We start from the raw sequence: 1,768 nt of genomic DNA on the forward strand, positions 1-1,768 counted from the left end.
AGCTTCACCAATAGTTAGCTTCGCCTGTACTGGATTGCCCTGCTGCCAATGACCCATTAACTCATGGGAAAGTCCCCTAAACATTGGCATTCGCTGAATTGGTTGCCCACTAACAGGGGAGACACTACTCAGCAGAGGATCTTGGGAACGATGAACTTCTCCAGATTTGTATTGCTGGGATTTAATTAGATTACCCAGTGCTCGGTTACCGATTATTCCTTGCAGTTCCTCGACTGGGTGGTATGTTGGCTTCCTACTTCCCGATACAAGAGACTGATCTGGAGTTTGTGTGTTTTTGGTTTGGCTTTGTCGTAGATTACCCATGAGCTTGGTTAAATCTTAAATACTCGGCAAACGTCACCTAATCATGATATAGCCGAATGGCACTGAGGGGGTTCACCTCAAGACCGCGCTACATCCCTACCAACGTGGCATAGCTTCCTTTGTTAACCCAAGCAACAACAGAGCAGGGGTAGGGTGGGCAAATGATGAGAGTTTGGCAATTTAATTAGGAATCATGTCCATTTGCCCACCCTACAGAGTGCGATCGCACTACGAGGCAAGCGATCACGACAGACCTTATTTCATTTACTGGAATTCTCTATCAATTTTTGCAGGGTTTTACTTGCTATTTCCATTCTTTGGGTGTGATCCACTTCTTCTTCCTCGTCAGACTCATCCAGTTCTTCTTCTTCGTCATACTGATCCGCTATGGGAGGGTCTTTGATCATATCCCAATCAAACCTTTCCATTATTTCCTGAAATAATTTCCCTTTCTCTTCGGCTGTTAGACTGCCGATCATATGCTCCAAAAACTTTTTGTCTTGTTTCGTGTCTTCTTTACCTAGTACTAGATTATAGCTATATCTCTCCAAGGATCCAGCTATTAAAGAGTTCCTTCTCATTGTAGGTGGCTGCTTTTCATATCTTGTATTTGGTAATTTTTTGAAATCCTTGGCTCCTTGACGGTAATTTTCATTATTGAGCTCTATTGTTAATAGAGAACCGCGATTTTCTACTTTAGCTCTCTTGCCCATCGCTAACATTGTTACACTCACTGGTGCTTCTTCTTCCAGAGGGAGAAAGTAAAGCAATTGAGGGTACGATTCATCTTCGTTTTCTGTTTTTTCGTAAGCCTTTAGTAACTCTTTCGCCTTTAAGGCATCTTCATAACTCCAAAACTCTAAATCAATATCTTGTGGGGTTCTCTCAAAACCATATTCCGTTTTTGCTGCGAAACTACCACCGATTCTATAGTTTAATGTTTCCAACTGTTTTTTAACAATATCGGCTATCCAGTCAATTAATTGTTTCTTTTGGTCATCCTTTTCCTCAGGAGCTCTTTGCACAGGTTTCTCATAATTGGATATTGGAAACATTGTTAAAGGGGTGTTAAGTATAGAAACAGGATGTTGTAATGCCTCTTTTCCTTTCAAATTTGCTTCCTTTTCAAATCCCGCATCATCGTTTATATTTATCCCACTTTTAAAGTTTATCGTAGACCGCAATTTACCTTGGTTTTGCTGCACCACATGGGTCAATTCATGGGCAATCAATTCCTGCCCTCCTCGACTCCCAGGGTTATATTCCCCCTGCCGAAAGAAGATATCTTTACCTGTAGTAAAAGCACGAGCTTGAATAGATTGATTCAACTGGTCAGATTGGGCATCATTGTGAACCCTGACTCCACTAAAATCTGCCCCAAACGACTGTTCCATTGGTTTCCGGATACTTAAGGCGATCGGCATCCCCGACCCCCTTGCCTGTT

At 42.1% G+C, this 1,768-nt stretch carries 1 protein-coding gene and 1 pseudogene; both read right to left on the reverse strand.

Annotated features, from left to right (window positions below):
• Positions 1–324, reverse strand: a pseudogene (locus F6K37_RS40850) (DUF4157 domain-containing protein); the annotation flags it as partial.
• Between the two features lie 260 nt (positions 325–584).
• A partial coding sequence (locus F6K37_RS45175) for an eCIS core domain-containing protein (RefSeq protein WP_353839134.1) occupies positions 585–1,768 on the reverse strand: 1,184 nt, incomplete at its 5' end.

Source organism: Moorena sp. SIO4E2, assembly GCF_010671945.1.
Lineage (GTDB): Bacteria > Cyanobacteriota > Cyanobacteriia > Cyanobacteriales > Coleofasciculaceae > Moorena > Moorena producens.